This window comes from Chitinophaga rhizosphaerae, assembly GCF_003958645.1.
Taxonomy (GTDB): Bacteria; Bacteroidota; Bacteroidia; order Chitinophagales; family Chitinophagaceae; genus Chitinophaga; species Chitinophaga rhizosphaerae.
On record NZ_RXLO01000006.1, the window covers coordinates 116,903 to 134,768 of the forward strand.

The 17,866-nt window shown below is 56.4% G+C and carries 14 protein-coding genes; 5 read left to right on the forward strand and 9 right to left on the reverse strand.

Annotated features, from left to right (window positions below):
* Nucleotides 1–1,476 carry a proline--tRNA ligase gene (gene proS / locus EJ361_RS15620; RefSeq protein ID WP_126246576.1) on the reverse strand — a complete coding sequence of 492 codons (1,476 nt, stop codon included), beginning with the start codon at nucleotides 1,474–1,476 and terminating at the stop codon, nucleotides 1–3.
* Between the two features lie 321 nt (nucleotides 1,477–1,797).
* Here proS and EJ361_RS15625 point away from each other — a divergent pair, with 321 nt between their 5' ends.
* Nucleotides 1,798–2,802 carry a hypothetical protein gene (locus tag EJ361_RS15625; protein WP_126246577.1) on the forward strand — a complete coding sequence of 335 codons (1,005 nt, stop codon included), beginning with the start codon at nucleotides 1,798–1,800 and terminating at the stop codon, nucleotides 2,800–2,802.
* A 103-nt stretch (nucleotides 2,803–2,905) separates the two neighbouring features.
* Nucleotides 2,906–4,495, forward strand: coding sequence for an OmpP1/FadL family transporter (locus EJ361_RS15630; RefSeq protein ID WP_126246578.1), 1,590 nt, complete (start codon nucleotides 2,906–2,908; stop codon nucleotides 4,493–4,495).
* A gap of 156 nt (nucleotides 4,496–4,651) precedes the next feature.
* Here the strand turns inward: EJ361_RS15630 and miaA are convergent, their stop codons facing one another.
* The 5 genes from miaA to EJ361_RS15655 are packed head-to-tail and all read right to left on the reverse strand — an operon-like array spanning nucleotide 4,652 to nucleotide 9,363.
* On the reverse strand, nucleotides 4,652–5,560 hold the full coding sequence (miaA, locus tag EJ361_RS15635) for a tRNA (adenosine(37)-N6)-dimethylallyltransferase MiaA (RefSeq protein WP_126246579.1): 909 nt from the start codon (nucleotides 5,558–5,560) through the stop codon (nucleotides 4,652–4,654).
* A 40-nt stretch (nucleotides 5,561–5,600) separates the two neighbouring features.
* The gene (locus EJ361_RS15640) at nucleotides 5,601–6,176 is read right to left on the reverse strand and encodes an IS1096 element passenger TnpR family protein (protein ID WP_126246580.1); all 576 of its coding nucleotides are present in this window, start codon (nucleotides 6,174–6,176) and stop codon (nucleotides 5,601–5,603) included.
* Nucleotides 6,177–6,211: 35 nt separating this feature from the next.
* On the reverse strand, nucleotides 6,212–7,633 hold the full coding sequence (locus EJ361_RS15645) for a CCA tRNA nucleotidyltransferase (RefSeq protein ID WP_240646644.1): 1,422 nt from the start codon (nucleotides 7,631–7,633) through the stop codon (nucleotides 6,212–6,214).
* Between the two features lie 30 nt (nucleotides 7,634–7,663).
* Nucleotides 7,664–8,236 carry an L-threonylcarbamoyladenylate synthase gene (locus EJ361_RS15650; protein WP_126246581.1) on the reverse strand — a complete coding sequence of 191 codons (573 nt, stop codon included), beginning with the start codon at nucleotides 8,234–8,236 and terminating at the stop codon, nucleotides 7,664–7,666.
* Complete coding sequence (locus tag EJ361_RS15655) at nucleotides 8,233–9,363, reverse strand: glycosyltransferase family 4 protein (RefSeq protein WP_126246582.1); 1,131 nt, start codon at nucleotides 9,361–9,363, stop codon at nucleotides 8,233–8,235. The genes EJ361_RS15650 and EJ361_RS15655 overlap by 4 nt, the downstream gene beginning before the upstream one ends.
* A gap of 170 nt (nucleotides 9,364–9,533) precedes the next feature.
* On the opposite strand from EJ361_RS15655, the gene EJ361_RS15660 reads away from it, so the two are divergent.
* The 3 genes from EJ361_RS15660 (at nucleotide 9,534) to EJ361_RS15670 (ending at nucleotide 11,749) form a co-directional block, all read left to right on the forward strand.
* Entirely contained in the window at nucleotides 9,534–9,713 is a 180-nt protein-coding gene (locus EJ361_RS15660) for a microviridin/marinostatin family tricyclic proteinase inhibitor (RefSeq protein WP_126246583.1), read from the forward strand.
* Between the two features lie 76 nt (nucleotides 9,714–9,789).
* The gene (locus tag EJ361_RS15665; RefSeq protein ID WP_126246584.1) at nucleotides 9,790–10,755 is read left to right on the forward strand and encodes an MvdC/MvdD family ATP grasp protein; all 966 of its coding nucleotides are present in this window, start codon (nucleotides 9,790–9,792) and stop codon (nucleotides 10,753–10,755) included.
* Entirely contained in the window at nucleotides 10,748–11,749 is a 1,002-nt protein-coding gene (locus EJ361_RS15670; protein WP_126246585.1) for an MvdC/MvdD family ATP grasp protein, read from the forward strand. The genes EJ361_RS15665 and EJ361_RS15670 overlap by 8 nt, the downstream gene beginning before the upstream one ends.
* Nucleotides 11,750–11,833: 84 nt before the next feature.
* On the opposite strand, the gene EJ361_RS15675 is transcribed toward EJ361_RS15670, so the two are convergent.
* The 3 genes from EJ361_RS15675 to EJ361_RS15685 form a co-directional block, all read right to left on the reverse strand.
* Complete coding sequence (locus tag EJ361_RS15675; protein ID WP_126246586.1) at nucleotides 11,834–13,216, reverse strand: RagB/SusD family nutrient uptake outer membrane protein; 1,383 nt, start codon at nucleotides 13,214–13,216, stop codon at nucleotides 11,834–11,836.
* Nucleotides 13,217–13,237: 21 nt separating this feature from the next.
* Entirely contained in the window at nucleotides 13,238–16,582 is a 3,345-nt protein-coding gene (locus EJ361_RS15680) for a SusC/RagA family TonB-linked outer membrane protein (RefSeq protein ID WP_164714271.1), read from the reverse strand.
* Between the two features lie 276 nt (nucleotides 16,583–16,858).
* On the reverse strand, nucleotides 16,859–17,830 hold the full coding sequence (locus tag EJ361_RS15685; protein WP_126246588.1) for a FecR family protein: 972 nt from the start codon (nucleotides 17,828–17,830) through the stop codon (nucleotides 16,859–16,861).
* Between the last annotated feature and the right edge of the window lie 36 nt (nucleotides 17,831–17,866).

Here is a 17,866-nt window from a genome sequence, read left to right on the forward strand (position 1 = left end):
TTAATACGCTCTTGCGAACAATACCCTTTCTTTGGAGGGTTTTCCGGTGAGGATGCAGGTACCTGCTTCCTGGGGATTGTTCAGCGGAATACAACGGATCGTGGCTTTGGTGCGCTCCTTGATGGCGGCTTCCGTTTCGGCGGTACCATCCCAATGTGCAGAGATGAACCCGGTTTTTTCATCGAGCAGTTGCTCGAATTCTTCCCAGGTATCCGCTTTGGTGATATGGGATTCGCGGTAATCCAGCGCCTTTTTGAACATGCCGTCCTGGATCTCGGTGAGAAGAGCGGAGATGTGCCGGGCGAGGCCGTCGAGGGATTCGGAGGATTTGGTCTTCGTATCGCGGCGGGCCACTTCGGCAACGTTGTTCTCGATATCGCGGGCGCCGATGGCGATGCGCACGGGTACGCCTTTCATTTCGTACTCGGCGAATTTCCATCCGGGGCGATTGTTATCGGAATCGTCGTATTTCACGCGGATGCCGAGGGCTTTGAGCTCTTTTACGATGCCTTCCACTTTCGCGTCGATCCCGGCTTTCTGGTCGGCGCCTTTATAAATAGGCACGATCACGACCTGGAGGGGGGCGATGCGGGGGGGGAGGATGAGGCCGTCGTCGTCGCTGTGCGCCATGACGAGCGCGCCTACGAGGCGGGTAGACACGCCCCAGGACGTTGCCCAAACGTATTCAAGTTTGTTTTCCTTGTTGGAGAACTGCACGTCGAACGCTTTGGCGAAGTTTTGCCCGAGGAAGTGGGACGTACCGGCCTGGAGGGCTTTACCGTCCTGCATGAGGGCTTCGATGCAATAGGTGTCTACTGCGCCGGCGAAGCGTTCCGAGGGGGATTTCACGCCTTTGATAACGGGAACGGCCATGTAATTCTCCACGAAATCGGCATAAACGTCGAGCATCTGGCGGGTTTCTGCCACGGCTTCTTCGGCGGTGGCGTGGGCGGTGTGCCCTTCCTGCCAGAGGAATTCGGCGGTACGCAGGAACAGGCGGGTGCGCATTTCCCAGCGAACCACGTTGGCCCATTGGTTGACGAGGATGGGGAGGTCGCGGTACGACTGGATCCAGTCTTTATATGTGTTCCAGATGATGGTTTCGGAAGTGGGGCGCACGATCAGTTCTTCTTCCAGTTTGGCTTCCGGGTCAACGATCACGCCGCCGTTCACGGGGTCGTTCTTCAGGCGGTAATGGGTGACCACGGCGCATTCCTTGGCGAAGCCTTCCACGTGGGCGGCTTCTTTACTGAGGAAGGATTTGGGGATAAAAAGCGGGAAATACGCGTTCTGATGGCCGGTTTCCTTGAACATACGGTCCAAAACGTCCCGCATGTTTTCCCAAAGCGCGAAGCCGTAGGGCTTGATGACCATGCAGCCACGAACGGCGGAGTAATCCGCCAGTCCGCCTTTCAGCACCAGGTCGTTGTACCATTGCGCGTAATCCTGTGATCGGGCAGTAATCTCTTTACTCATATTATATTTTTTCTTTTTCCGTTTCCCCCGGAAAGATATTGATAAAAACCATTGATAGTCAGTCGTTTGCCTCAAGCTCACCGCCGTTCGTCCTGCCGGGGTGCCATTCGCCCCAAAAGGGTTTGAAAAGGGCCTCCCCACACAATAAACTGGCGTAATATTTGTTCTAATGATAATACGGAAACGCCACAGACCTCGCAGGAAATGTCAAACCGGTTCCCGGGTGTGCGAAGATAATAAAACGGCCGGTGCGTGTAACCCATCAACGATAAAATTCGTTTAAATTGAGTAAATTTACATTGTTCATAAAATCACAGCAGAATGAGACCTATGATATATAGTGCGGTAGCGGCCCTGCTTGTTTTCGGCAGCTGTTCTACCACTTATCAGACCGCCCAGACGCCGGATGATGTGTACCACTCACCCGTCCGTGACCAGCGAGGGTATGCTTCCGGCAATCAGCGTGCCAGTCAGGCCAGCGCCCAGGAAGTTGAAGAAACTTTCGATGAGGACGAAGGCAACTACGTTACTTATGCGGACGAAGATGAAGACCGTTATGACTATGCCCGCCGGATCGACCGGTTCAGCCGCCCTTATTCCGGCAGCTACTGGGATGGTTATTATTTCGACGACTTCGGCAGCAACATGTACATTAACAATTACTATGGCTTCAACAGCTGGAACCGTTTCGGGTGGAATTCCTGGTACGGCCCTTCGTTGAGTATCGGTTTCGGTTTTGGCCGCCCCTGGGGTGGATATTACAACAACTGGTACAACCCCTGGTATAATAACTGGTACGGCGGTGGCTGGGGCCATGGCTGGTATGGCGGCGGCGGTTGGTACGGCGGCGGTCACGGATGGTACGGTGGCGGGGGATACCCCTGGTACGGCGGCCATGGTGGCTACTACGTAAAACCCAGGCCTTCGGAATCCTACAGGCCCCGCGGGTCCAGCAACAGCCGTGTATATGACGGCAACCGCAATAACAACTACCGTCCGGTAAACCCGAATGGTTCCGCAACGCGCCGGGTATATGACAGCAATAACGGCCGCCCGGTGACACAACCCAGCAACCGCAGAACGTTTGAAAGGGCGCCCGGCGAACGTCCGGCCAACCAGCCGGCACCGCAGCGCGAACGTTCCAGCAGAACGTACGAACGGAACTATGACCGGAGCAACTCGGCTCCTCCCCGTCAGCAGTCTCAGCCTTCGTATACGCCCGAACGCAGCAGCGCACCGCAGCGGAGCTACACTCCGCCCAGCAACAGCAACCCGGGCAACAGCTCACCCGCGCCGACGAGATCTTACCGTCCCCGCGGCCGCTAACTTAATAAATGCGAATTACCAGTAAGGAGAAGCTCACAAAGGGCGTCCGGCTGGTAATTCGTGTTTTTATCCCACAACAGATTTGTTCACCAGCACTTACACGATGAATAAAAGAACAGCATTTCTTTTGATAGCCCTTGGTGTATCCTCCACGGCCCTGGCACAAGACGAGCACGACGCATTACGATACAGCCGCCTGATGTTCGGCGGAACAGCCCGCACACAAGCCATCGGCGGTGCAGCCGGCTCCCTCGGCGGCGATATTTCCGCCACCCATATCAACCCGGCCGGTCTCGGCTTCTTCAAAACCAGTGAAGTCAACATCACGCCCGGGTTCTATTTCAAGAATAACGATATGCGGTTCACCAGCGGTACCGGCAGTAATGCGAACCCTACCACGTCCGACAGCAAAAGCAATATGATGCTGGGCAACGTAGGCGTAGTGTTCGGCATCCCCAACCGAAACGCCGGCGGCAAATTCCGCAACTTCGCCGTGTCTATCGACTACGCCCGAACGGCCGATTTCAACAACCGCAGCTTCCTCGGCGGCAAGAACACCCTCACCAGCTTCTCCGATACCTGGGTGGAAAAACTTATGCCCAACGGCAATCCGGTACCGTTCAACGACGCTAACGACGTATACGCTGAAGGTCCCAGCCTTGGTTTCCGGACGTATGTCATCGGTTACGATCCCGACAACAACGGCGGCGTTGAAAAATATTTCTCGGTGATCAATCCCACCGCGGCAGGCGGCATCCTTCAGAGCGACGATATCAGGGAACGCGGCGGCATCAACGAATTCTCCGTGGGCTTCGGCGCCAATTACAGCGAACAGCTGTATTTCGGCCTTTCCCTGAACTTCCCGCGGATCGATTACGAACGCAACCGCACTTTCACGGAAACCGATCCCAACGAGAATAACGTCACCAACGACTTTGATCAATACCAGTTCAACGAAGTATTAAATACCGACGCCACCGGTTTTAATACCAAGCTGGGCATCATTTACGCGCCCATGCCGGCACTCCGCATCGGCGCCAATTTCCACACCCCTACCTGGTTCAGCATGCACGACACCTATTCGGCAAGGGTCGATTCCTGGATGGAAGAACTTGGCAACCATTTCTCGAGCACGGAAGACCTCTACGACGGCTTCCCCATCGAATACGACTACACGCTGCGCACGCCCTGGCGCGCCGGTGGCAGCGTTTCCTACATCTTCGGTACCAATGCAGATATCAAACAGCAGCACGGCTTCATTACTGCAGACGTGGAATATGTCGATTACGCCGCTACCAAATACAAGTTCAACAAAGGCGCTCCGCAAGACCGTGAAAGGGCCAAAGCCCTTAACCGCACGATCGAGGATTCTTACGCCGGCGCCGTGAACGTACGGGTGGGTGGTGAGCTGAAATTCAATGTGCTGGCCGTTCGCGCAGGGTTCTCCTATTATGGAAGCCCCTACAACAGCGATTTCTCGGACATCGACGCGAGTGTAAAACGCGTGAGCGGCGGCCTCGGTTACCGTAACAGGGGCTTCTTCACCGACCTTACGTACGTGCATACACTGAATTCCAAATCAGCGTACAACCCTTACGTCCTGAACGACTCACCCGGCCTGCCCGCAGCTCCTACCGCCGAGCACAGCCTGACGGGTGGAAACATAGTTTTGACGGTGGGCCTCAAGTTCTAGACAATATAAATTCCGGATACAAAAAAAAGGAAGCGTGCGAACGCTTCCTTTTTTTTATGCCATTACCCAAACATAGGTTTCAATTCAGGAATGCAGGAATTGCACAATGCTGTGGCGACGATGCTTCGTTGAACGAAAGCCGCTGCCAGGGCAATTTCAGGAAATCCCCAAACGTCCGCGAACGAAGATTTCCACGGCTTCCGGAGATCGCGCGTCGAACCAGGTCAGGTCGGGATCTCGGCGGAACCAGGTCATCTGACGCTTGGCGTATTGGCGCGTATGGGTTTTAATACCTTCTACGGCAGATTCGAGGGACGAATTGCCATCGAGATATTCGAAGATTTCGGTGTAGCCAACGGTCTGGAGCGCGTTGTGGAGGCGGTAGGGAAGCACACTGCGCACTTCTTCCACGAGGCCCCGGGCCATCATTTGGTCTACCCGTTTATGGATATTGGCGTGAAGAAGCTCCTTCGGCAGTCCGAGCCCTGTCTTGATGACATCGAAGTCGCGCCGGCGGGCGGTTTGCGTGCGGAATGCATTGATGGATTGGCCAGTGGCTTCGAATATTTCCAGCGCACGGATGAGGCGATGCGGGTTCCGGGTCTCGGCCGTTGCGAAGAATTCCGGGTCTTTCGCCTGTAATTGTTCCTGGAGCCAGGAAATCCCTTTCGCCACGTACCCCGCGCGCACCGCATCGCGGACGGCCGCGGGAACGGGGGGCATATCGTCCATCCCTTCCAGAAAAGCCTTGATATACAGCCCGGTACCGCCGGTTACAACGAGCGTATCGTGCCGGGAAAAGATATCCTGTGCGTACCCCATCGCCAGGGACTCGTACGCAGCGGCATTGACTTCTTCTGTAATCGAATGGGAATCAATGAAATAATGCCGTACAGTCGCCAGTTCTTCCGCGGAGGGCTTGGCCGTTCCAATGGAAATTTCCCGGTAACATTGCCGTGAATCCGCCGAAATGATCTCGGTGCCCAGCATCTGCGCGATGCGAATGGCGGTGGCCGTTTTACCTACCGCTGTAGGGCCGGCAACCAGGATAACCGTCTTGTTCATATAATGAATGCCCGGCGCAGAACGCGCCGGACGGGGCTTGCTAAAACATGTTTTCGTCTTCGGAACCGCTTTCTTCCATGCCATCATCCTCACCTTCCGTCTCCTCTCCTTCTTCCCCGAAACCGTCTTCAGACATGCCTTCGCGGTTGAGGTCGTACTTCTCTTCCATTTCTACCAGTTTATCGCCGATGAGCCCTTTGGTGCCATACTGGCTGGGGGCCAGCCCTTCCTTGCGGACGATGGCGGGATAGCTCAGTTTGGCGTTCTCATCTTTGGCAACACCGATCAGTTCCACCAAAAACGTCCAGTTTTTAGCGAAATCGTAGAGGTAAATGAATTTCTGGTTCGGGTCCCTGACCATTGCGCCGATCGGCGTATCTACCATCAGCAGCGGTTCCGCTTTCCGGGCCACGCCATCTTTTTCCAGCAAAATCTCCCGGCCACGCTGCCAGTTGTCGTTACTGCGGTAAAAGGTTGCCTTGTGCTTGGAATCAAACTCATATGCTGTCAAGATGGCCTGATGAAATTGCACAAAATTCTGACTGGGCTTTACAACGATATCCCTGTAGACACTTTCGTCTTCTTCCCAATAAACTCTGAATTTTAATACCGGCATATGATTTACAATGTTGTATGAACAAAAATACCAAATTATTTAACAGGGGTCAAGTTTAGTTCAGCTGCCTTTTTCAGCATGAACGCATACGCAGCGTCATAATTATTGGTGATCTCACCGTCGAGAATGGCTTCGCGGATGGCACTTTTCAGGTCGCCCACGAGCTTTCCGGGCTTCAGTCCGAACGTTTCCATGATGAGCTCGCCCGTTACCGGCGGCTGCCAGTTGCGGATGCGGTCACTTTCCTCCACTTCCTTCAACCGCTCGCGCACCAGCTCGAAATTCTCCAGGTAGCGGCGCACTTTCGCGCGGTTCTTGGAGGTGATATCGGCTTCGCACAGCATCATGAGTGCTTCCAGGTCTTCGCCGGCGTCGAACAGCAGTCTGCGTATAGCCGAATCGGTGATATTCTCCTTTGTGAGGCTGATGGGCCGCAAATGCAGTTCCACGAGCTTTTTCACGAGCCGCATCTTTTCGTTCAACGGCAGTTTCAGCCTTGTAAAAATTCTCGGCACCATTTTCCCGCCCACGGCATCATGGCCGTGGAACGTCCACCCATGGCCGGCTTCGAATCGTTTCGTAGCGGGCTTCCCGATATCGTGCAGCAATGCCGCCCAGCGCAGCCAGAGGTCGCGGGTATGGCGGGAAATATTATCGATCACCTGGAGGGTGTGGTAAAAATTATCTTTATGCCCCTTCCCTTCCAGCATTTCCACGCCCACGAGGTCTACCATCTGCGGGAAAATGATTTTCAGGATGCCTGATTTATACAGCAGATCGAGGCCTACGGAAGGTTTGGCACTGAGCATGATCTTGTTCAGCTCGTCGGTGATCCTTTCCTGGGAAATGATTTTTATCCGGCTGGCGTTGTCGACGATGGCCTGGAACGTTTCGGGAAGGATGGTGAAGTTGAGTTGCGACGCGAACCGGATGGCGCGCATCATGCGCAGCGGATCGTCGCTGAAGGTCTGCCCCGGTTCCAGCGGTGTGCGGATGAGTTTGTCTTCCAGGTCTTTCAGCCCGTTGAAAGGATCGATCAGTTTACCATAATCGGCTTCGTTGAGGCTGATCGCCAATGCGTTGATGGTAAAATCGCGGCGCAGCTGATCGTCTTCCAGCGTTCCGGGCTCTACTTCGGGGTTCCGGGAATGATCCCGGTAGCTTTCGCGGCGGGCGCCCACGAATTCGATCTCCGTATCGTCGAATTTGATCTGGGCGGTACCGTATGTTTTGAAGAAATTGACTTTCAGGGACGGATCGAGCAACCGGGCCACCTGGTGCGCCAGCGCGATGCCATCTCCCACGCAAACGATATCCATGTCTTTCGTAGGCCTGTCCAGCAGTTTGTCGCGCACGAACCCGCCGATCAGATAAGCGGGTACGCCGATCTGCCGGGCCGATTCCGCGACGCGTTCAAACAAATCCATTTCCCGTTTCGTACAGGGAATTTCCATCATGTATCTACCGTTTTAAGGCGCAAAAGTAATTTAATCCCGGATGATTTCCAGCCTTCCGTCTTTCCCGATGCGCACGATCCTGGAGGGGCGGGCCGGCGTTTCGTCCTGCTGCCGGTGCTCTACCACATAATCCACTCCGTTCCGGATTTCGGGGGAAACGTCCTTGAAATTCGCGGGCGACGGTGCTCCGGAGATGTTGGCAGACGTGGAAACCAGGGGTTTGCGCAGTCTTTTCACCAAATGGCGGCAGAAAGGGTCCTGCACAAGCCGGATGGCGATGGAACCGTCGTGATTGATGACGTTGGGGGCGAGATGGAGGGCGCCTTCGTAGATTACGGTCGTGGGGCGGTCGAACCCGGCCAGCACCCCGGCTATATCGTGCGGTGGCGAGGCGAGGTACTTCAGGAGGTCTTTGACGTCGGCCATGAGCACTACGAGGCTTTTGGCTTCATCGCGTCGTTTCAGGGCGTAGATTTTGCGTACGGCGGCTTCGTCGGTGGCGTCGCAGCCCAATCCCCAGATGGTGTCTGTGGGATAGAGAATGGTGCCTCCGTTGCGGAGGACTTCGAGCGAGCGGAGGATATCGTTTTCGAAATCGGTCATTTCAGGATGTTTTGATACACGTTCATCACGGCGCCGGCGCATTTTTCCGGCGTGAAGTTTTGGGCGTGGATGATGCCTTTTTCCACCATTTCCTGTCGCAGTGCGGGCTCGCCGGCTACGCGGAGCATGCCGTCGGCGATGCTGTCCACGCTGAAAGGGTCTACGTACAGGGCGGCGTTGCCGCCGGTTTCCGCGAAGCAGGAGCCGGAAGCCGTTACCACGGGGGTATGGCTCCAGAGGGCTTCGAGGATGGGGATGCCGAATCCTTCGAAAGTGGAAGGGTATAGCAGCGCCAGGGCGCCCTGGTAGAGCGCGGGCAGGTCGGGGAAGGCGAATTTTGTGACGTCGTTCAGGAAGATCACCCGGCTGGTGAGGCCTTTTCCGGCCAGGTAGGCTTCGACTTTCTTTTTGTAGGAACCGCCGTCCCCCAATACCACCAGCGGCACATTGAGGCGGTCTTTGAGCCGGAACATGGCTTCGGCGATGCGGGCGAGGTTTTTCCGTTCGATGACGGAGCCTACGTAGAGGAAATATTCCGAGGGGAGGTTGTACCGGACCAGCATCTGGCGGACCTTTTGCGGGTCGGGCGGGACCTGGAACGAGGGGTCGCAGGCCTGGTAGCAGACGGGGATTTTTTCTTCCGGAACGCCGTAGAATTCGATAAGGTCGGCTTTCGTCTGCAGGCTGATGGCGATTACCTGGGCGGCCGCCTGGCAGGCGTATTTGGCTTTTTTGCGGTACGTGTTGACGTCGATGGGATTGTATTGCCGGGGGTACCGTTCAAAAATGAGATCGTGCATGGTGACGGTGCTGGGCACCCCGGTGCGGTGGATCCCGAAAGGCAGTTCGGCGCTGAGGCCATGGAAAACGTCGATCCCGTGGCTTTTCAGCTCGTCGGACACCCAGCGGCTTCTCCAGACGGGTTTGAGGAGGCGGTGGAGGAATTGCCGGGGAACAACGGTTGTTACGGCACCGGGGGGGCGGTACAGCGGCTTCACCTTGGGGGCGAAGAGCACATATTCGTGTTCGGGGTGATATTCCGCCAGGGAGGAAACCAGCGTACGGCTGTAATTCCCCAATCCCGTGCGGTTCTGAAAGGCCCTTTTGGCGTCGAAACCGATTCTCAATGCTTTTAATTTGATCAGACGGCAAAATACTGAATTTGATTTTTTTCTTTCCCGCAAAAATTTTAACTTAAATGTCTCATTTAATGATCGGAACGGACAAGTTCCGCAGAACCATATAAAAAGGAAAGGAAAGCAAAAGTCATTGTTCACCACCCAATTTTTTTCCTGACATGAAACCCAATGAAAAACTCATGAAGCCGTTTTTCGCGCAGCTGCTGGAGTCGCAGCAACAGCTAAACACGAGCCCTCAAACTGCAGAAAATTCTCACTGGACCAGCAAACTGGCCGATGTGCCTGACCAGACCCAGAAATACCCGTCAGACGGTGATGAGGAATGGTGGTTGCTGTAATCCCTGATTTTCAACGACGATTTTCTTAGGCAACGGCCCGGCGGCTGTTGCCCTTTTGTTATTCGCCAACTTCTCCATGATACTCTGCCTTACGCATTCCCAGGATACATTTACGATAGAACGTGTTCAGCAACGGCTGGAATCACTCGGATATGAGGGTTTCCGGTTCAATACCGACGAGTTCGGCACCAGATACCGCCTTCGTTACCGTTTACATACCAACGGCCCGCAATACGAGCTCCGGTGCGGCAACCGGGTGATCGACGCCCGGGAGATCCGCGGCGTATGGTACCGGAAGATGTGGGACCTCCAGGTCCCTCCTTCCCTCGACCCCGCCTACGTACCGGCGTTCCTCAAAGAATACCGCACCTCGCTCAATATCTTCCTCGAATCGCTGGACGTGCCCTGGATCAACCGGATGGACCTCGACCATGCCGTGGGCGCCAACAAGCTCATGCAGCTCACCGCCGCCCGGTCTGTAGGGCTCCAGGTGCCGCAGACCCTTTTCAGCAACCATGCAGAAGACGCCATCCGCTTTTACGACGATCATGGCGGCAATGTGGTCGTTAAACTGCACGGGGCGCTGTCCAAATCCATGGACGGGAAAAGCAACTTCTTCCCCACCACCCGCCTGCGGAAGGAGGACGTTCCCATGCTGGAATCCCTGTCTGCCTGCCCCATGATCTTACAGGAATACATCCCGAAAGACCGGGAATTACGCGTAATTTATATCGACGGGGATTTTTATACCGGGAGCCTTCGCGCCCCGGAGCTGACCGACTGGCGGACGGCCAATACCACCCTCGTTTCCTGGGAAACCTGGGAGCTGCCGGCAGACGTAGAAGAGAAGATACACGACATGATGACTTTACTGGGCTTGCCTTTCGGCGCCATAGACATGATCGTGCGGCCAGACGGCGAACATGTTTTCCTCGAAGTGAACCCCCAGGGCGAATGGGGCATGCTGGAGAAATACCTCGGTTTCCCCATTGCCGCCACCATCGCCGAAAAATTAGTCAACCGAATCGAACAGTATGGGTAAAATTCTGATTATCACACATTCAGCAGACAATGAAGCCGTTACATCCGTTATGGGACACCTCGAAGCCGCCGGCGCCACACCGGTCAGGTTCAATGTAGACCGCTATCCCCTCGTTACCCGACTTACTTCCGAATACAATGGCCATGGCCGCCGGCTTTGGCTGGACGACGGGCAGCGCTCCCAGCAGCTCGAGGATCTGGATGCCGTCTGGTACCGCCGCAGTTACCATATCGCCGACGGGCTCGACCAGGTGCTGGAAAAACCCTATCTCTCCCCCGCTGCCGGTGAGATCAGGCGTACACTTTTCGGGATGCTCGAATCCCTTCCCTGTTTCCAAATGGAACGGTACAGCGTGTACCGGCGGCTGGACAGCAAGGAAGAACAGCTGCGCCTCGCCACCGAATGCGGACTGCTGACGCCGGCCACCTGCATCACGAACAGCCCTGAGCGGCTGGGGCAATTCATGAAAGAAGTGAACGGCCCCATCGTGGCGAAGATGCAAAGCGCATTCGCCATCCAGCAAGACGGGCAGGAACAGGTCGTGTTTACGAGCGAGATCAGGGCAGACCATCTCGAACAATTGCCGCAACTTCGCTTCTGCCCCATGACTTTCCAGGAAAAACTGCCGAAGGCGCTGGAATTGCGGGTGAATATGGTAGGAAAGGAAATGTTCGCGTTCAGCATCGATTCCGCGCAACAGCCCGGGGCGGAAACGGACTGGCGGAAGGAAGGCGCCGCGCTCGCCGTGCAATGGCGGCCTTATGAACTCCCGGCTTCCGTAGCAGCGGGATTGTCGCGGTTGATGGACCGATACGGCCTTAACTACGGCGCCATCGATCTTATCCTCACGCCAGCAGGGAAATACTACTTCCTGGAGCTCAATGCGGCCGGCGAGTTTTTCTGGCTGGACAAACTTTGCGACGCCGCCATTTCCCGGCAACTGGCGGCGGTGCTGGCCGGAACGGCGGAAAGGAGAAAGTCCCTCATCCCCTGAATCCCTTTCAAAAAAAACGGCTCGCCCCAAAAAGGAACAGCCCCGCAAATGCAGGGCTGCTTTCGATATATCCATCAATTTGCACTAGTAACCTTCGTTCTGTTTCAGCTTCGGGTTGCGCAACAGTTCCGCGTCGGTGAACGGGAACCAGAGGCGCGTGGCGTTCCGGCCTTTCGAAGTAAGGAAAGCTTCCGCTTTTCCGAAACGCTTCATATCCATCCAGCGCCGGCCTTCGCCCACCAGCTCGCGGCGGCGTTCCTTTTCCAGTTCGGCGAGGAAAGCGGTGGCGTTCGCGAAATCCCCGGCGTTTTTCGGGCTGGCGTTCCGCGCCGTGCGCAATTGGTTGTAGCGGGTTACATCGACCACGTTTTGCCGCGCGGCCGCTTCCGCCGAAATCAGATACGCTTCGCTGATACGCACGAGCGGATACATGACATACACGGCGGCGGCGGATTGCAGCGTATCGGTCGAGTATTTCAGCAAATAATTCACATCCCTTCCGGTAGCGTTCTGTTTCGCTTTGCGGATGATTTCGCGGCGGGTATCTCCCGGTTCGTATGAATCCGCCAGCACATCGTCCATCGACGTGAGGCCCGTGCCATTGCCGAGGAACGGCGGCGCGGGACTGTAGAAGCTGAACAGGCCATAGCGTTCGTAGGCGCTGGGCATCGGGCCGTCAGACATCTGCCAGACCATCTCGCCGGCGGGGCTGTTGTACCGGAAAATCGGCGAGAACGAGCCGGCCGACAGGCTTCTCTTCCCCGAGCCGATCACGGCTTCCGCCAGTTCCTTCGCCCGGGCGTGTTTGCCACGCTGCAGGCTCACCCGCGCCAGGAGCAGCTGTGCGGCTTGCTTCGACGCGGCTTTGGGGGATTTGAAATCGCCCAGTAAGGGAATGGCGGCTTCGAGGTCATTCTCCACCTGGTCGAGCACTTCGGTTTCGGTGCTTTTCGGTTTGCGGATCTGGTCGATATCCGTTTCCACGGAAGCGATGAGCACCACGCCGCCAAACACTTCGGCCAGCTGGTTGTAGGAATGCGCGCGGATGACGAGGGCTTCGCCCAGCAGTTGCCGCATCGCCGGCGTTGCCGGATTCCCGATTTTGCCGATCACGAAATTCGCGTTCCCGATGGCGGTATATGCGGCGATGTACAACCGCCCGATCCCGAAACCATCGGCGGAACTGGGGTTGCAGGCTTCGTAGGCTTGCGGGTTAAAGAGCGCAGGATTGCCGCCCTGCAGGGAAATGATATCGTCGCTGTAAATGTCCGTCATGGGGTACGACTGCGGCGGCCAGCTGCCCGCCATGCTCATGTAAGTGCCTTTCAGCAGGAGCGCGATGTCGTTGTCGGTGAGCTGATCTTTCCCGATCGCCTGGTCTGGCGCAGGCCTGTCGAGGTATTTGCCGCAGGAGACGAGTGTCGCCACACCTGCCACGATTAAGTATTTTTTATAGTTAAGAAACATGATGTGTTTGTTTTAATGATGTCAGAAACGAAGATCGATACCGAAGGAAACGGCGCGTGGCAGCGGCGCTACGTCTCGCTGCAACCCGGATTCCAGGCCCTGTTCGGGATCGTCCGCATTCAATCGTTGGTCCTTTATCGTGAACAGGTTCTGCGTGGCCGCGTACACCCGCACCTGCTGGAATCCCGCTCGCTGTATGAGGCTATTGGGCAGGTTGTATGCCAGCGTCACGTTGCGGCAGCGCACGAACGAGCCGCTGTAGATGTAATGGGTGGAGGGCATGAGGTTCCAGTCGTTGGTCCTTCCGGCGCCATGCTCACCCACGATCGCGCGGGGATAGCGGGCGGCGTCGCCGGGCTTCTGCCATCGGTCCAGCACCCAGGTCGGTTTGTTGTTCACTACGCCGGTCCAGATATCGAAGTCATAGTTGCGGTAGAACTGTTCACTGAAGTTGTAGATGCTGTTCCCGAAATTGAATGCCAGCTGGGTGTTGAGGCTGAAACCCTTCCAGCCCAGGTCCACCGTTAAGCCGCCGTTCACTTTCGGCAGGGCCACGGGTATATACACCATATCCTGCTGGTTGATCTTCCCGTCTTTGTTCATATCGGTATAGACGAGGTCGCCCGTTTGCGGGTCCACGCCTTCCGACTGGTACAACTGCAACAATCCCAGCGGCTGGCCGATGCGCACGGATCCCATGGGGCTTCCCGGGAAATACACGCCGAAGGCCATGGTGCTGTCTCTCAGTTCGGTAACGCGGTTGCGGTTGATATTGGCCACGGCGCTCACTTCCCAATGGAACGCGCCGGGTTTGCCGGTAACGGATACGGCGAGGTCGAGCCCGCGGTTGGTCATGGCACCGAGGTTCACGCGCTGCGAGGTAAACCCGCCGCTCGACCAGGGAATCTGCCGGCTGGTGAGCAATCCGTCGGTTTTTTTCACGTAATATTCTGCGGTGATGGAAAGGCGGTCGTTGAAAAAGCGCGTTTCCAGGCCGATGTCGTGCTGGCGCGTGCGTTCCCATTTAAGGTTGGGATTGCCGAGCAGGGTATTGAGGCGAAGGGCGGGCTCGTTGAGATAGAGCAGGCTGTTGACGAGGTCTTGCGTATCGTAATGCCCCACCGGCCGGATGTTCCCCGTGATCCCGAAGCTGCTTCTCACCTTCAGGTAGCTAAGGGTATTGTTGCCGCGGAGGAAGTTTTCGTCGGACACGATCCAGCCGCCCGAAATGGCCGGGAACCAGGCCTGGCGGTATTTCTTCAGCTTGCTCGTGCCATCGCGGCGCAGGCTCATACTGAGGAGATATTTGCCGTTCCAGCTCATGTTGGAGCGCACGAAATACGATTCCGAATATTCTTCGTAGAGGCGGTTTTCGCTATTATAGTAGTTCGTGGAAATGGAAGCGTTGGCCGGTTTCCAAAGGCCCTCGATCATGGGAAAACCTTGCAGGTTCTTCCTGTTGATCCGGTACTGGTTCCCTGTGAACTCCTGGCCCAGCAAAGCATCGCCTTTGAGTTTGCTGTAGCTGAAACGGTAAGTCAATACGTTGTTGAGCGTATATCGCATCCCTTTGTTCTCCGTTTCCTGGTAATCTCCTTTGGTGCCGAGGCCGCCGTAGCTGTGGGGCGACATAAACTCCACCAGGTTGCTTTCGCTCCGCGATCCGGCGATCATGGAACGGAAGCTGAAGTTCTTGTTCAGCGTGGCTTCCGCAAAGAAATTACCGGTGTAGTTCCAGTTGTCTTTCCTGTTGTCATAGAAATAGCGGAGGATGCCGTAGGGGTGCTCCTGGAAACCGTTCCAGTAGTCCCAGGTGCCGTCGGGATTGGTTTTGATGGAATCGGGCGTATCCGGCCGTGCGGCGATGGCGGAGTTGATGGCTTCGGCCAGGCCGTCGTAGCGGACTTTCGAAATGCTCACGTCCATGCCTGCTTTCAGCCAGCGGTTCACTTTCTGGGTGAGGGCCAGTTTGCCGGAATAGCGGTCGAGGCGGCCATCTCCCACGGCATTGGCTTCACCGTATTTCCCGAAAGAAAAATAATAACTGGTCTGGTTGCTGCCGCCGGCGATGCTCAGCTGGATGTTGGAGAGCGGTGCGCTGGAGGGCTTCACTTTATCGAGCCAGTTGAAATCGTCCGGCCCCATTTTCAGTTCGTTCATCTGGAGGTTGAGGATGTCCTTTTCCTCGCGGAGATTGGCTTCCTCCCCGGGCGTAACGCCGCCAGCGAGGCGCCTGTCGATATCCCCGATCCGGTTCTGGCGCGCTTCCCTGAACATCATGGCGTATTCGCCGCTGTTGAGCGGGCGGTAAGAGAAAGACGACATGTTGAAGCCCGTGTAGGCGTTGATGTTAACGACGGGCCTGGCGCCGAAGGAACCTTTCTTCGTCGTAATGAGGATCACGCCCTGCGCGCCTCTTGCACCGTACATCGCCGAAGACGCGGCGTCTTTCAGTACTTCGATAGACGCGATATCCTGCGGATTGAGGTTGAACATGCTGAAGTTGGCGTTGGCGCCCGAGGGCGCCGCGTCGATCACCAGTCCGTCTACCACGATCAGCGGGTTGGAGCCGGATCCGGTCACATTATTTTGAATGGTTTGCACTCCACGGATGGTGAAGTTGGGCATGGAACCCGGTGTGGCGCCGGTGTTCGAGACAGACAGTCCGGCCACGCGCCCCTGCAGGGCGGATATGGGGTTGTTGACCATGTTCTCTTCCGGTTTCAGCGCCCCGACTTTCCCGATGGAGCCGGACAGCACACGTTTCTGCCGGGTGCCGTATCCCACCACGATCACTTCGTTCAACCGCGAGCCGCCGGTTTGCAGTGGCAGCTGGAGTGCCAGCGGGCCGCGGTCTTTCACGGGAAATTCCATCTGCCGGTAGCCCAACGAGGTTACGACCAGTACGGCACCCCCGGTCACGGAAACGCTGAACTGCCCGTCTTCATTGGAGATAGCGCCCTTTCCGGTGCCTTTTACGATGACGGTGGCACCGATCACCGGGTTCCCGTCATCCCCCGTTACCCTGCCGGAAACGATGTAGGCGGTGTCTGCCAACGGCGTTTCCGCAAGGCGGGGCTGGATGAGGATCTTGTTGTCCATCTGGCGGAAGGAAAGGGAATGCGGTTGCAGGAGCTGATCGAGCAGGGCGGCAAGGTTGCGCCGGCCTTCGGGAAGGCTCAGATGGCGGATATGCCCCACGTCCGACTTACGGTACATGAAACGGAAATCCGTCTGGCTTTCGATTTGTTTGAAAGCCTCCAGGATTGAGGCGTCTTTCAACGCCATGCGCACGATCTGCCCGTTGAGCCGCTGCGCTTTGGCGGAGGCGGCTACGATAACCTGTGCGGTTATGGCGATCAGCATAAAAGACAATAACGAAATTCGCATACATCGATACAGGAAAATCGCGCTGGGCAGTTTTGGGAAAGCGCGGACGCTTCCCGCTGCGAGTGCGGAAAAATTCATACTTTAGTGATTGCAGGTGAATAAAATGCCCGTTGACGCGGGCTTTTAAAATCTGGGGCCGCTGCACAATTCCCGTTGTGCAAGGCCGCGAGCCTCTGCTTCGGCAGAGGTTTTTTCTGTTTACGGCGGTTGGATGTTGACGTTCATACGCATGATTCTGGTTGTGCCGGGCAATTACGGCATGTAAATAATAATGCTCTTTTTCTCTTTGTCTATGGTGTATGCCGCCTGCAGGAACGCGCAAATGCTTTTCAGCGCCTGTTCCAGCGGCTCGTTGCTGCCGAATGTTGTGGAGAAACGCTGGCTGCGCAGGGTTTCGTCGGGGATGGAGATCCTGTAGCCGAAACGGTCTTCGAGCAAGGTGGCGGCCTGCTGGAGGGTAACATCGTCGAAGAGCAGGTCTCCCTGCTGCCATTCGGCGGGCTGCGATGCGGCCTGCTGGCGCGATTGGCCGTCGTCTGCATTATAGACGATCTGCTGGTTGGCGGTCAATTCCCCGAGTGGCGTCGCTTCCTTATCCACCCGCACTTTCCCTTTGAAAACCGTTACCGTTACGTCTCCATCCTGCGGCGCCGCTACTTCGAAAGTGGTGCCCAGTACGGTGGTCTGTAATCCCCCGGCATGGACCACGAAGGGCTGTCGGGCCTGCTGTTCTACGGTGAAAAGCGCTTTTCCTTCGAGGAATACTTCCCTTTTGTTCCGCTGACCGAAATCGGAAGGATATCGTAAGCGGCTGCCGGCGCTTACCAGCACGGTGCTCCCGTCTGGCAGGGCGATGAGGTTGTTTTCCTGGACGGGTTGAACGGATTGATCGGCGGCCGCCACAGCAGGCGTTTTGGGGCCGGGTTGCATTACCAGGAACGCTATTGTGGCCGCTCCGGCAAGTACCAGTACGGCCGCTGCCGCTTTCCACATGGCGAATACGGGTTTACGGCGGTCGGGCAACGCCTGTCCGGCGATTTGGCGGAGGATGTTACCGTGCATCCGGCTGCCGAGGCGTTCCCGTTCTTCGGGCGTGAGCAGGTCCGTAACGTCGGGTTGCGACGCGAAGGCGTCGTAGCTGGCGAGGAGGAAACGCTCTTCATCGGGAGAGGCCTTGCCTTCCCGGTATTTTTGCAGTATTTCGATGAAATACGAGTGGTCCATATCGATAAGACAGCCGGAAAAGCATTTGCCCCATCC

Bases quoted from the DNA above. Each gene is read 5' to 3' on its own strand.
- proS (WP_126246576.1), bottom strand. From the start codon at position 1,476: ATGAGTAAAGAGATTACTGCCCGATCACAGGATTACGCGCAATGGTAC.
- EJ361_RS15625 (WP_126246577.1), top strand. From the start codon at position 1,798: ATGAGACCTATGATATATAGTGCGGTAGCGGCCCTGCTTGTTTTCGGC.
- EJ361_RS15630 (WP_126246578.1), top strand. From the start codon at position 2,906: ATGAATAAAAGAACAGCATTTCTTTTGATAGCCCTTGGTGTATCCTCC.
- miaA (WP_126246579.1), bottom strand. From the start codon at position 5,560: ATGAACAAGACGGTTATCCTGGTTGCCGGCCCTACAGCGGTAGGTAAA.
- EJ361_RS15640 (WP_126246580.1), bottom strand. From the start codon at position 6,176: ATGCCGGTATTAAAATTCAGAGTTTATTGGGAAGAAGACGAAAGTGTC.
- EJ361_RS15645 (WP_240646644.1), bottom strand. From the start codon at position 7,633: ATGATGGAAATTCCCTGTACGAAACGGGAAATGGATTTGTTTGAACGC.
- EJ361_RS15650 (WP_126246581.1), bottom strand. From the start codon at position 8,236: ATGACCGATTTCGAAAACGATATCCTCCGCTCGCTCGAAGTCCTCCGC.
- EJ361_RS15660 (WP_126246583.1), top strand. From the start codon at position 9,534: ATGAAACCCAATGAAAAACTCATGAAGCCGTTTTTCGCGCAGCTGCTG.
- EJ361_RS15665 (WP_126246584.1), top strand. From the start codon at position 9,790: ATGATACTCTGCCTTACGCATTCCCAGGATACATTTACGATAGAACGT.
- EJ361_RS15670 (WP_126246585.1), top strand. From the start codon at position 10,748: ATGGGTAAAATTCTGATTATCACACATTCAGCAGACAATGAAGCCGTT.
- EJ361_RS15675 (WP_126246586.1), bottom strand. From the start codon at position 13,216: ATGTTTCTTAACTATAAAAAATACTTAATCGTGGCAGGTGTGGCGACA.
- EJ361_RS15680 (WP_164714271.1), bottom strand. From the start codon at position 16,582: ATGCTGATCGCCATAACCGCACAGGTTATCGTAGCCGCCTCCGCCAAA.
- EJ361_RS15685 (WP_126246588.1), bottom strand. From the start codon at position 17,830: ATGGACCACTCGTATTTCATCGAAATACTGCAAAAATACCGGGAAGGC.